A 13,029-nucleotide genomic window follows, 5' to 3' on the forward strand; every position below is an offset into this window, starting at 1 on the left:
TCTGGTCAATTTTAAATTATTTTACTTGGAATTTGAGGAATTATAGCAAAGCCCTTAGCGCCTTTACCTGTATGAGTTCCAATAACTGGACTCAAGTAAGCCACTTCAATGGAATCTTGCCATACCAAAGCTTCTTTCAATAAAGCTTCAATCTGTTGAATATCTTCTTCAGCGGCTGCGTGTGCTAACTTGATTTCAATCCCCTGGGGGTAAGTTTTTAGGGCTTCTTGCGCTAATTCTACCCATCGCTGATATACTTTGCGATTCGTACGAATCTTCTCAAAGACTTGAATACTCCCCACTTCGTCGAAATACAATAAAGGCCGAATTTTTAAGAATTGCCCGACCACAGCACTGCCCATGCTCAAGCGGCCGCCTTTCTGTAAATTCATTAAGTCTTCAACCATAAGGTAAACCGTTGAGTGCTCAGCTAACCACTCTAAGGCAAGGATAACATTCTCGAAAGTTTCCCCAGCTTCAAACAAGCGGATGGCCTCGCGTATGAGTGCTGTCATAACAACGGAAGCGGCTTTAGAGTCTATGGCATGCACTTTAACTTGCTCACTGTATTCAGCTAGAACTGTCTGTGCAGTACTAAAGGTACCACTAATATTACCCGACAAATGTACTGCTAAAATCGCTTCATAGCCAGCAGCAATTAAAGCATCTACCAGTTCATAATAGGCTCCCAGGGGAGGTTGTGATGTCCTAGGTAACACCTCCATCCCTTCAAGCTCCTGGTAGAACTTCCTTAAAGTGGCCGAATCTGATGTGTCTTCCATCGACGATCCATCTGGAAACTGCACCGATAAATTCACTTGATAAACATCTGGGTGACCTGCTATCTCTTCAGGTAAGACCGCTGTACTATCGGTAATAATGGCGATTTTCATCATAACACCTCTCTTTCAATCGTTAAGGAACTAGTACTTGGATATGTTGAGGCACAGTTCGCAGACGTAGCGGTAGGGCGGTTCCCGTATCCCCATCAACCGTCACTGTTTGCTGCCCTTCTCCGACAACACTTATTTCAGCTGTTTGAAAGGAAATCATGTCCAAGGCATCATGTTCTTGTTTCTCTGCTTTAAATATTTCTGGTAAGGCACTAAGGCTTTCAAGGATCGACACATCTTTCAAAGCTAACAGATGCATCTTGCCGTCATCTAAGCGTGCATTCTCATAGAAGTGTTCCAGGCCATAAACTGAAGGGCCCATACCTACCACAAGCATCTGATAACAACCTTCAAAGCGCTCGCCATCAGCTAATATTTCGTAGACGCGCGCATTACTGTCTAGAAAAGCCCCAATCCCTTTAAATAAATACGCCAGAGGTCCCCATTTCGATTTCGTTTCTGGGTTAACTTCTTGAACGGACTCCGGTACACTTCCCATCGAGACCGTACTGATGAAATAACGGTCATTCACCTGGCCAATATCAATAGCCTGTGTATGATCTTTAGCCAGTACATCGATAGCTTCCGCAATATCTAAAGGAATACCGAGCATTCTCGCTAAATTATTGACCGTCCCATGAGGCAAGATGCCAATAACTGGCCGTTTGGCTTCATCAGCAAGACCTGTTACCGCCTCACTCACTGTCCCGTCGCCCCCAGCCACCACCAATGTCCCATAGCCACTGCGCGCAGCTTCGGTGGCGAATTTAGCCGCGTCCCCAGCTCCGTGGGTCTGACGGAAGTCAACTTGATCATGACGGCTCAATAAGGACGCCCTCACAACTTCTTCATATTCTCCAGCCAAATTCTGACCTGAAGAAGGATTATAAATAACCATCGCTTTTCTCAAGAATTATTCCCTCCATATTCAGTCCATTATTGTATCACACTGTTGGTAGTATAGCATGAAATTTTCATGAGTATTTCGATACCTTTAATATTGCTAGCAATTAATTTAATTAATAAGATGTTTAATGAGCTATCCATTTCGGAAACGCCCTTTTCTGTGATATACTAAATTTGTCTAAAAAATAAAAAAATGGAGGAATCGTCTATGAAAATCATTGTCGTAGGTACGTCACATGCTGGCTATGAAGCAGTTCAAACAATCTTGAAAGACGCTCCTGAAACAGAAATCCACTTATACGAACGAGGCAAAACAGCATCCTTCTTATCTTGTGGTATTCAAACCTACTTGGAAGGTATCTCAGATAACTTAGATGACATTCATTATGCAACCGCTGATTCTTATAAGGAACAAGGCGTAAACGTACATATGGAAAGTGATGTTATCGGTGTAGATCCTCAAGCTAAGACCATTACGGTCAGAACAGCTGAAGGCGAAAGTACTGAGGCATACGATAAATTATTCCTAAGTCCCGGTGCAGTGCCTGTCCAAATTCCAATTCCAGGTATTGATGCCGAGCACGTATATTACCTTCGTGGCCGTGAATGGGCTGCTAAAGTTAAGGAACGTATGGCAAGCTCGAAGAAGACTATTGTTGTCGGTGGAGGTTACATCGGTATTGAAGTGGCTGAAGCTTACGCTAAAGCTGGAATCGAAACCACTGTAATCGACTCTTTAGACGCTATCTTACCAACCTACTTAGATAAAGAATTCACAGATATCTTGGAAAGCAATGCTGCCGAACACGGCATGAAATTCCAAGGTAACGAGAAAGTACAAGAAATTAAAGTAGCCGATGGTAAAGTTGCCGGGGTTATTACTGACAAAGGCGAATACGAAGCCGATACCGTCGTTATGGCAGTAGGGGTTTATCCGAATACTGCTTGGTTGAAAGACACCCTAGAAATGAATGAACGTGGCTTTATTGAAGTCAACGAACACATGCAATCTGTAACGAACCCTGATATTTATGTTGCAGGTGACGCTACCTTTATCCCATTTGCCCCAACCGGTCAAAAACGTGGCATTGCCTTAGCCTCCAACGCACGTCGTCAAGGGGTTATTGCAGCGAAGAATATACTTCATAATAACGCCTTTGAAATGCCTGCCGTTTCAGGTACATCGGCACTTGCCTTGTTCGACTATCACTTTGCTTGTACAGGCCTGAAAGATATTGATTCTGATCCAGAAACTGTTGGCAGCAAGTACTATGAAGAACAAATTCGTCCAGACTTCGTTGGTGACGATACAACGGTTCACATGAAAGTTCACTATGATAAAGAAAGCCACCGCATTCTTGGTGCTCAATTAATGTCAACCCGTGACGTTATGTTATCGATCAACGCAATTTCGGTAGCTATCTCTGCCGGCTGGACTTTAGAAGATTTAGCTCTAGCTGACTTCTTCTTCCAACCTGAATATGATCGCCCATGGAACTTCTTAAACGTTCTAGCACAACAAGCCTTAGGCGAAACTTTCGGTAGCGATAAAGAGCTATTCTAAGCGAAAGCTTTATGACTTTTTAATGAAATCACCCACAAATCATCTTTGTGGGTGATTTTTTCTGTATAATAGAGGTCAGCATACACAAATCATCTAGCAAATTAAGGTGATTTCTCAGACCAAGAATTGCATGACTCAAATATCAACGCACGAGCACAGAAGGTAGGTGAGAAAGTGCGGCGCATGCCTTTTACATTAAATAGTGAAGGCCAAGAATTACTTTGGCTAGCTTTATCAACAATCGTTATTATATTCCCAAATGTTGTAGGTATCATCCTGGTTGTATTGTTAACGCTCATGATGATCTGGCAACATCGCAAGAACTGGAAGCAAATTATCCAATCCAGTGGTTGGTTCGGCATCTTCATTCTCTACAGTGCCTTAACCTCCCTGACATCCCGAAATTTCATCGGCTTCTTAATATCCTTAGTTTATATTATTTATGTCGCTTTCTTTGCCTATTACCGGTCGATTATCCAGGCAAAGACCTATTTGAGGCTTTTGAAAATAATTGTCTTAGCAAGTGTCTTAGTTAATTTCGTCGCCTACTGGCAATACATAAGCTACGTTTATCAGAATAGTTACGACATCTTCTACGTCTTTAAATACCATAATATTCAAGTAAGACCTGCAGGCACGCTATTTAACGCCAATGTATTCGGTGTATTCTGTATCTTTGCGATCTTGATTGCACTGTTCCTGCTCCTTAAAGCAAACCACCGAGGCCGACGCCTTTACTACCTATTCATCATTATCATCAATGTAGTCGGCATGTCCTTAACCGGGTCACGAATGATTTGGCCTGCCCTGCTTGCAAGCTTATTCGTGATGCTCTTTATCAATCACCGCAAAGCAGGTCTGAGTATTCTGGTTATCGGTCTATGTCTACTAGGAATTCTCATCGCTTTCCCTGACTTATACCCGCGCTTTGCCTCGCTTGCCTATGCCTTCCAAGACCGTTTCAAAATATGGCATGCCGGCCTGGAATTGTTTAAATTAGATCCTATATTTGGCTCCGGCCCTTTAACCTATCGCAATTCTTACTACTTAATATCTGACTTGTATAAATTACATACCCACTCTATTTTTATTGAATTGCTGACAAGTTACGGGCTTGTCGGGTGCGTTATCTTAGGTTTGGCATGCAAAGACTATTTCAAAGAACTTTGGCGTAACGTTACCCGGCCTGAATTACGCTCAGCTACAGCTTTAATCCTTGCTGTATTTGTCACGGTCATCGCCCACGGGATTGTCGACTTTGCCATATTCTCTTTCCAATTAGCCTATATCTTCTTGCTCATTATTCTTCCACCCACACCAGTGCTTGAAGATTTGGTTCATTTGGATGAACAAACCCATTTCATTGTACCGCAAGATTCATCCCACACTGATGAGCCTTGAAACGCCATTTAAAAACCGCTCAGCCTCACTTAGCTGAGCGGTTTTGGTTAGCTTTTGGCCTGTTGGTAAAGTTTCGCTTGCGTTGAACCGAATAATAGTTCCATCACATAATACTTATATTGGGAAATGTCTGCGTCCATTGGAACATAGGCATTTGCCTTATTCATAAAGGCTTGGTGTAAATCGACAATCGTCTGTCCGTAGGCTAATTCACTATCCGTGACACAACGGACGTGCGCATGATAGACATCTGAGTAAATTTTTGGGTACAGGTAACCCACTACAGCCATCAAATCATGAATCACACCCCCAAGGTAATGATCTTGCTTCCAGTACTGATGGATATAAACCGCCATCATATCATAGATAACCTGACCCAATTCGCCGCCTTCCAGCTGCATGAAGGTTAAATAATTCATATTAATAATCCCTTGATGGGTTACATCTAAGCCAATCATATAGATAGGCAAGTAAGGACCTAGTTCTTGGAAAACCAAATCAACCGCATGAGGATCGAACCAATAATTAAACTCCGCCACCGGGGAGCGATTCCCCCGATAAACACCCCCACCCATCGTATGGATTTGCCGCACATGACGCATGGCGGTAGGGTCTTCTCTTACAGCGAGCGCAAGATTGGTTAAAGGTCCCAGCGCAATAATATCGACTTGGCCAGGATACCGGCGGACTTGCTCCAGGATGAACGACACTGCCTGCTGTTGAGCTATTAAGCTGGTATCGTAAGGTAAGTCTGCATTACCTAAGCCACTCACTCCATGCACAAAGCCTGCTTCATCATCGCGAAGTAATGCTTCTTCCGCCTCAATCGCCTGTAAATTCCGGTCAGCTCCTGGATAAACCTGCGCCCTTTGCCCCATAAAGGTTAGAATCCGAGCGGCGTTCGTCGTAGTATGATCCAAGCCCTTATTCCCTGCTACCGAGGTGAGTCCTAAGACTTCAACGTCTTCTGCCTGCAATAAAGCCATTATAGCAATTGCGTCATCAATGCCTGGGTCTGTATCTATAATCACTTTCCGTCTAGTCATTGTTCACACCACTCCTCTAAGTCATCTCGTTTGGGCATCCCGGCTTGAGCCCCTAATTTACGACAGGCCAAGCTCGCTGACCTTACGGCAAACTGAACCGCTGCTTTGAGTGGCTGCTCTTCAGCTAAGGCAACCGCCAAAGCTCCCGCAAAGGTGTCGCCCGCACCGGTTGTGTCAACGACTGTAACGGCAGGCGATGGAATATGCACGACTTTATCCCCATCATGGTAATAGGCTCCGTCTTTGCCCTTGGTTAAGAGTACTTGCTGCGGATACTTGGCTAGCACTTCTTCAGCCGGTCCTTTAAATAGCTTCTCGAGCTCACCTTCGTTAGGTGTAAGATACGTACACTTTTCAATCAAAGCTAAAGGCAAGGCTTGGGCCGGCGCCGGATCTAGGATAATTATTTTGCCCTTTTCGTCTAAAAGTTCAATTAGCGACATAACCGTCTCCAACGGAATCTCCAGCTGTAAAACAACAATATCCGCCTCATCAATAAGTGCCATCTGCTCATTTATTTGATGCATTTGTAAATGATGATTGGCACCAGGAATCACAATAATGGCATTGTCCCCTCCGGCTACTGTAATATGGGCCGTCCCGGTCGCTTCGGGCCTTGCGATAACTCCGGTCGTATTATCTTTCTCTTCTTGCCAATTAGCGAGAAGCTGCTCTCCCCAGAGATCTTGGCCGATTGCAGCAATCATACTCACCTCCCCACCTAAGCGACTAGCTGCCACTGCTTGGTTGTTGCCCTTGCCACCCATTTGAATCATCAAAGCTTCGCCTAACATCGTCTCCCCTGCTTCAGGGAAATATGACGTTTGTACGGAAAAGTCGACATTCGCACTTCCAATTACAAGTATCTTCTTCATAATGCACCCCTTTCTGTCTTATTATACGATTTTCTCCGTAAATAACAAACATTGTCTCACAAGGTCGAAACATGCTACACTATAAGAGAGATTACTTAGAAAGTGTGAAACCATGGCAAATTATTATAGCATTCAAGACCCTATCCTCCATGAAATTGAAATCAAGAAATCCCGTTTCCTCACATACTTAATTCCCATTCAAAGCGAAGCGGAATTCCAAGAACACCTAGCCAGCATTCGCAAAGAACATTACAAGGCGACACATCATTGCCAAGCTTACATCCTTGAAGAAGACTCCTCCGTCCAACGCATGAGTGATGACGGCGAACCAAGTGGTACGGCCGGCATGCCCATGCTTGAAGTCTTGCGCCAAAACGAATTGACGTATATTATGGCCGTCGTCGTCAGATACTTCGGTGGCATTAAGCTAGGAGCCGGTGGCCTTATCCGGGCGTATAGCACCGCTGTGAGTGAAGCCTTAGGCGAAGCCCAAATGATTCAGAATGTCAGCCAGATGCTAGTCCATGTGACAGTTGAATACAACCAAGTAGACCGCTTTAACTACCAACTTGAGCAAGGTAGTTTGCCGGTCACCTTAATGGACACGGTTTATACCGATAAAGTTCAATACCAGCTGGCTATCGGCTTGGACGTTCTTGAGGATGTCCATAAGCAATTAACCGAGCTATTCAACGCCCAATTTGTGTGGGACGAGCTCGGGGAGCAGACCGTAAATGTTCCCCGTGAAGTTTAAGATGAGAAACCCCCTATACTTATGGCAGACTCTGCGATAAGTATAGAGGGTATTATTTATTATTGCGCTTCTTCCACATAACCATCGCCAGCTACCTCAATGACCTTTGGCAAGATGCCCATACCGAGTGCACCAGCCCCACTGTGAACACCCAATACGGGCGTTAAATAGCCGCTGCGACAGGCTAAATCCGCTACCGATTGGTCGATAACCTGATGCATGCGCTGCGCTTCTTCCGGCACATCACCATGGGCAAAGGCTATATCGAAGCCTTCAGGATACTGACGCGTCGCTGATTGGACTAATTGTACCCATAATTGTTCCACTTTCTTCATCGTTCGAACCTTCTCAAAGACTTCCACTGCGCCTTTCTCGTTAAAGTAGAGTACCGGTTTAATCTTCAAAGCGCTACCTAGAAGGGCCCCGGTCTTAGACAGGCGCCCGCCTTTAACAAGGTTGTTTAAATCGTCAACGACGACATAAATCTTCCCTTCATCAGCAAGCCAATTTAATTTCTCAATAATGGTTGCTTCTTCATAACCTGCCCTGAGCATCGCTAGCAATTGGCGGACCATATGCTCAATCTTATATGAGGTGCCTTTCGTATCAATCATAAGCGTTCTAATTTCTGAATCAAAGTGCTGTCCTGCTAAAGAGAGTGTGTTATAGGTCCCACTTAAAGCTGCTGAAATAGGCAAGACAAAAACCCGCTCATACCCCTTATCAATGAGTCGCTGAAACTGCTCTAGGATACTTTGCGGTTCAGGTTGGGACGTCGTAGGTAATGTATCAGTTTGACGTAATTGCTGGTAAAAGCTATGCATCTTCACTACATCTGTCGTATCAGTATAAACATTCCCTGCTTGGTCAATCACCGATAATTCAACAACGTACACATCTTCATGTGCTTGTAAAGCTTGGCTGAGGGAAGCTGTACTATCTACTAGAATGGCTGTTTTCATCAAAGGTTCGCTCCTTAGGTATAGTGTAATATTAATGTCGCAGTCGATGGATCAAGTGTAAGAGTAGGCATAGAATACCTAAAGCCAATAACATCAACAGAAAGCGATAGGCTGGGAAGAATTGCACTACAATCGCTAAACACGAGAAAAGCATTGTAATACTGGTCATAATGATGACGACTTGAGAATTGGAATAGCCTTGCCGCATTAATCGGTGATGTAAATGCTCCCGGTCTTTGCGGGTGACCGACTGACCTGTTAGAAAGCGTCGAATGGTAGCATACACCGTATCAAATAAGGGTAATGCATAAATAATAATCGGAATAATTAAAGAGAAGAAGGACGCATTCTTCAAGTTACTCACCGTCAAGACAGCATACATAAAACCAATAAATAAAGAACCGGTATCACCTAAATAAAGCTTGGCGGGATGCCAGTTAAAAGGCAGAAAACCAAGAATGGCTGCTGCCAATAACAATAACAAGGTAATAAATGTTAAGCGAATAGTTTGACTGAAGAGATAAGCGATGATGGCTAAGGAAAGTAAGCTCACAAGCGACACACTACTTGCCAACCCATCCAAACCGTCCATAAAGTTTACCGCGTTCGTAACGAAATAAAGCCACACCATCGTCAGAATATAGGTCAGAATGTGAGCCAGTCCAGTAGGCAAATCGGGCAGGAAGGACAAGTTAAACTGTACACCCGCTTGAAAGTACAGATAGTTAGCCGCTAGGACAATCCCTACCGACTTTTGTAGCGGGCTTAAATCATATCGGTCATCTAATAAGCCCGTAAGTAATATCACACAAGAGCTGAGAAAGATGTGCCACTGCTCGCTCCTGAACACTAACTCAGGAAACATCCCAAAGAATACGAGCCACACACTCACAAAAACAGCAAGGCCCCCATAAGGAGGAACACTTGCTTGGTCGGTCCACTTAACGCGAAAGAATTGAACAAGACCTGCGGCTAATATACTCGAACAAAGTATTGCTAATGCTATACCCAGCCAAAAACGACTCAATGACACGCAGGTCTCCTCCTTTCCTAACGCCAGAATGTATCAAATACAGTAATCGGTAAATGACGTTTGTGAGCTGACTTTAGATACCAGTCTTCAATTCTTGCCCGGCCGGCTGGACTAACGTCTTCTCCGCGCAGATAGGCATCTATTGCTTCATACGATACACCCAAAGCCTCTTCATCCGCTAACATCGGCCGATCGGCTTCCAAGTCAGCTGTGGGAACTTTCAGATAAAGGGCTTCTGGTGCGCCTAAATACGCCAACAGTTGCCTGCCTTGTCCCTTCGTTAGGCGCCAAATCGGCATCAAATCAGCTGCGCCATCCCCAAATTTAGTAAAGAAGCCGGTCACACTCTCGGCCGCGTGATCAGTCCCAAGCACCACCCCTTGACGTGCGCCAGCAACTGCGTATTGGGCAACCATCCGTTGCCGCGCCTTAATGTTGCCTTTATTATAGTCAGAGATGACTAAGTCATTGGCTAGAATAGCCGCTTCCATAGCGTCCGTAGCCGCTTTAATATTGATTACCATCCGTTCATCAGGTTGGATAAAGTCAAAAGCTTTCTGAGCATCTGCCTCATCGACTTGCTCACCGTAAGGAAGCCGAATGGCGATAAAGCGATAGCGCTCTTCACCAGTTTCTTCCCGCAAGCGCTCCACAGCCATTTGGGCCAGGCGGCCGACAAGGGTCGAATCCTGGCCACCACTAATACCTAGGACCAAGGTCGACAAGCCTGGATTCGCGATTAGGTAATCCATCATTAAGCGGATTGAGCGTTCAACTTCTTCAGCTGGTTCAATGCTTGCTTGCACCTTTAAAGCCGCAATGATTTCTGCTTGGATGCTCATTATTCAGCCTCCTCTGCTTGGAAAGCCTTCACTTCTTCATTAACTTTGGCCGTAATTTCGTGGATACTCGTCATCTTCGCATCATACAACTCTTGGGATAAGTCCACAGGATATGCTTCTGGATTCAAGATACGTTTATATTCATCCCACAAATCATCGATATTCTGCTTGGCATAGGTTTTAACGTCTTCTAATGTAGGCAATTCATATACTTGCTGGCCATGTTCATAGATTGGAATTAATAACGGCCTTGCTGTAAAGTCTGTGAGCGTCTTATTAATATATGTATGCACCGGGTGGAACATATAAAGCTCCTCCAGTAAATCTGGTCGCTCATGGTTAAAGGCAACATAATCTCCTTCAGATTTACCGTTTGAGTTACGGGTAATCCGCCATACTTGCTTAACTCCTGGGGTAGACATCTTGGACGCATTGCTTGAGATTTTCATGGTTGGCACGAGATTGCCGGTATCATCTTCAATGCTGACCAATTTGTACACTGCTCCTAAAGCAGGTTGGTCGAAGGCGGTAATCAACTTGGTACCAATGCCCCAATCATTTACTTTTGCGCCTTGCATCTTTAAGTTCAATATGGTCAATTCATCCAAATCGTTCGATGCAATAATACGTGCATGAGGGAAGCCTGCTTGATCTAATTGCTCACGAATCCGTTTAGACTGATAGGTGATGTCCCCGGAGTCAATGCGCACACCTACAAAGTTAATCCGGTCGCCCATCTCTTTGGCAACTCGAATAGCTGTTGGTACCCCAGAACGTAAGGTATCATAGGTGTCCACCAAGAAGACCACATTACGATGGGTTTCAGCATAGGCTTTAAAGGCCTCATACTCATCACGATAAGCTTGAATTAAAGAATGGGCATGGGTTCCCGAGACCGGAATCCCAAATAACTTGCCTGCTCGCACGTTACTGGTCGAATCAAAGCCCCCAATATAAGCCGCCCGAGTGCCCCAAATGGCTGCATCCATCTCCTGAGCTCGACGGGAACCAAACTCTGACAAGCCATCCTCTTCCCCCGCAACTGTGCGAATCCGGGAAGCTTTCGTGGCAATCAAGGTTTGATAATTAATGATATTCAATATCGCCGTCTCGACTAACTGACACTGGCCTAAAGGACCTTCAACTTGAATCAAAGGTTCATCTGCAAAACATAGTTCACCCTCACGCATCCCACGAACAGATAAGGTAAACTCCATCGTACGCAAGTAGTCTAGAAACGCTTCATCATAGCTCCCTAGACTTCTTAAATAAGCTAAATCCGCATCTGTGAATTTCAACGCATTCATATATTGGACAATGCGCTCTAAGCCAGCAAAGATTGCATAACCATTCTCAAATGGATTCTTACGGAAATAAGCTTCAAACACCGCATGGCGCTGGTCAATACCGTGTTCCCAATAGACTTTGAGCATATTAATTTGATACAAATCCGTATGGAGCATCAAACTGTCATCTTCGAATTCCTTCATGTCTCTTCTCCTTCATATCCCAGTAAATTTATGCTTTATTCTATCATACAACTCACATAAAGACACTTCATATACATAAAAAGCCACTGAAACGTGGCTTTCTCTGCTCATTACTTATGGGTTTATTTAAGAGGCTGAGTCCTCCGCTTCAGACTCTGCTTCTACCTCTTCTTCACTCTCTTCAACCGATTCATCCGTTTCAATAGACTTAACAGAGTCAACTGAATCAACTGGCGCAACACTCATCGACTCCTCGCTGACGGGTGTCGCATTCTCTGGTGCTTCAATATTAAAGCTTTCCCCATGTTGATCAAAGGTAAGTGTCATCTCAAATGAAATAGCAAAAGGAATAGACGGCACGCCTTCACCGTTCATCGCTTCGTTCATTTCAGCAAGATTTGAATCATCAACATCTACCTTAGCAACTATTTTCTTCACTAACTTCGTATCTTTATCATAGGTTACTTCAGCCAAAGAAAAGGCATCAAAGGCTTGAGCAATACTTTGATCGGCTCCTTGGCGGATATAGTCTTCCATTTCTTGAGTAAACTCAATCCCTTGTTCGGCAAAGACCGCTTTCTGTTCTTCAATAGCTTGATTGATATAAGCTTCCATATCCATCATCGCTTCTAAATCCGCTTTCAATTCGTCTACATCTACATTATCTTGTAGACTCATAACAAGACCTTCGTCAGTTTCTTCCAACGTATAATACTTCTCATAAAAAGCCACTAAGTCTTCCTGGGACATTTCCGACTGTTGCTTCAATGCTTCTTGATAAGCTCTTTGGAATTCTTGGACTTGAGTTTGCACATCACGACTCAACCATTCATCATCTTCTTGGTAATAGAAGGTACTATCTTTCAGCACAAAGTCAACATCATGGTTGAAGCTCTCGGTCGTTTCTTTCACTTCATCCGTTTCAGAATCATAAGATGTGTCCAAAACCGTACCATTTATCGCGACGTTTCCAGCTGCTTCAACCTCACTAGCTAATTGAACTTGGAAATCACCGGTGGCCTTCATATCCAGAATATTCTTCTCTTCAATATCAGCACTTACAGCAATATCAAAGGTACCTGCCAGGGATTCAATTGCTTGATTGACTTCAATAATTTCTTCATATACAGCGCGGTTATCTTGCGCAGAGACGGTTTGAGAAATCGGTAGGAACATCATATTAACAGCAACCAATAGTGACATCAGTGTTCTTAATGTACGTTTCATCTTAAATGCCTCCTTTTAATAAAATTATACCATAGA

12 protein-coding genes are annotated in these 13,029 nt (G+C 44.1%); 3 read left to right on the forward strand and 9 right to left on the reverse strand.

All coding sequences use genetic code 11. The features are described 5' to 3' along the window. Nucleotides 1-11: 11 nt before the first annotated feature. Nucleotides 12-896, reverse strand: a complete 885-nt coding sequence (locus tag CL176_RS11620) for a DegV family protein (RefSeq protein ID WP_118991435.1) — start codon at nucleotides 894-896, stop codon at nucleotides 12-14. A gap of 19 nt (nucleotides 897-915) precedes the next feature. Further along, a complete protein-coding gene (locus CL176_RS11625; RefSeq protein ID WP_118991436.1) occupies nucleotides 916-1,803 on the reverse strand; it encodes a diacylglycerol/lipid kinase family protein in 888 nt (295 codons plus the stop codon). A 204-nt stretch (nucleotides 1,804-2,007) separates the two neighbouring features. On the opposite strand from CL176_RS11625, the gene CL176_RS11630 reads away from it, so the two are divergent. Beyond that, complete coding sequence (locus CL176_RS11630; RefSeq protein ID WP_118991437.1) at nucleotides 2,008-3,363, forward strand: FAD-dependent oxidoreductase; 1,356 nt, start codon at nucleotides 2,008-2,010, stop codon at nucleotides 3,361-3,363. A gap of 183 nt (nucleotides 3,364-3,546) precedes the next feature. Next, a complete protein-coding gene (locus CL176_RS11635) occupies nucleotides 3,547-4,764 on the forward strand; it encodes an O-antigen ligase family protein (RefSeq protein ID WP_118991438.1) in 1,218 nt (405 codons plus the stop codon). Between the two features lie 47 nt (nucleotides 4,765-4,811). Here the strand turns inward: CL176_RS11635 and CL176_RS11640 are convergent, their stop codons facing one another. Further along, nucleotides 4,812-5,810, reverse strand: a complete 999-nt coding sequence (locus CL176_RS11640; protein WP_118991439.1) for a nucleoside hydrolase — start codon at nucleotides 5,808-5,810, stop codon at nucleotides 4,812-4,814. After that, on the reverse strand, nucleotides 5,807-6,685 hold the full coding sequence (gene rbsK, locus CL176_RS11645) for a ribokinase (RefSeq protein WP_118991440.1): 879 nt from the start codon (nucleotides 6,683-6,685) through the stop codon (nucleotides 5,807-5,809). Before rbsK ends, CL176_RS11640 begins: the two co-directional genes overlap by 4 nt. 112 nt (nucleotides 6,686-6,797) lie before the next feature. On the opposite strand from rbsK, the gene CL176_RS11650 reads away from it, so the two are divergent. Further along, a complete protein-coding gene (locus tag CL176_RS11650) occupies nucleotides 6,798-7,439 on the forward strand; it encodes a YigZ family protein (protein ID WP_118991441.1) in 642 nt (213 codons plus the stop codon). 59 nt (nucleotides 7,440-7,498) lie between these two features. Here the strand turns inward: CL176_RS11650 and CL176_RS11655 are convergent, their stop codons facing one another. The 5 genes from CL176_RS11655 to CL176_RS11675 form a co-directional block, all read right to left on the reverse strand. Beyond that, nucleotides 7,499-8,401: a DegV family protein gene (locus CL176_RS11655; RefSeq protein ID WP_118991442.1), complete on the reverse strand. Its 903-nt coding sequence runs from the start codon at nucleotides 8,399-8,401 to the stop codon at nucleotides 7,499-7,501. 31 nt (nucleotides 8,402-8,432) lie between these two features. After that, the gene (locus CL176_RS11660; RefSeq protein ID WP_118991443.1) at nucleotides 8,433-9,434 is read right to left on the reverse strand and encodes an MraY family glycosyltransferase; all 1,002 of its coding nucleotides are present in this window, start codon (nucleotides 9,432-9,434) and stop codon (nucleotides 8,433-8,435) included. Between the two features lie 17 nt (nucleotides 9,435-9,451). Next, nucleotides 9,452-10,276 carry an ammonia-dependent NAD(+) synthetase gene (gene nadE, locus CL176_RS11665; RefSeq protein WP_118991444.1) on the reverse strand — a complete coding sequence of 275 codons (825 nt, stop codon included), beginning with the start codon at nucleotides 10,274-10,276 and terminating at the stop codon, nucleotides 9,452-9,454. Then, nucleotides 10,276-11,766 carry a nicotinate phosphoribosyltransferase gene (locus tag CL176_RS11670; protein ID WP_118991445.1) on the reverse strand — a complete coding sequence of 497 codons (1,491 nt, stop codon included), beginning with the start codon at nucleotides 11,764-11,766 and terminating at the stop codon, nucleotides 10,276-10,278. The genes nadE and CL176_RS11670 overlap by 1 nt, the downstream gene beginning before the upstream one ends. Nucleotides 11,767-11,892: 126 nt before the next feature. Continuing rightward, complete coding sequence (locus CL176_RS11675) at nucleotides 11,893-12,993, reverse strand: hypothetical protein (RefSeq protein ID WP_118991446.1); 1,101 nt, start codon at nucleotides 12,991-12,993, stop codon at nucleotides 11,893-11,895. Between the last annotated feature and the right edge of the window lie 36 nt (nucleotides 12,994-13,029).

This window comes from Suicoccus acidiformans, assembly GCF_003546865.1.
GTDB lineage: Bacteria > Bacillota > Bacilli > Lactobacillales > Aerococcaceae > Suicoccus > Suicoccus acidiformans.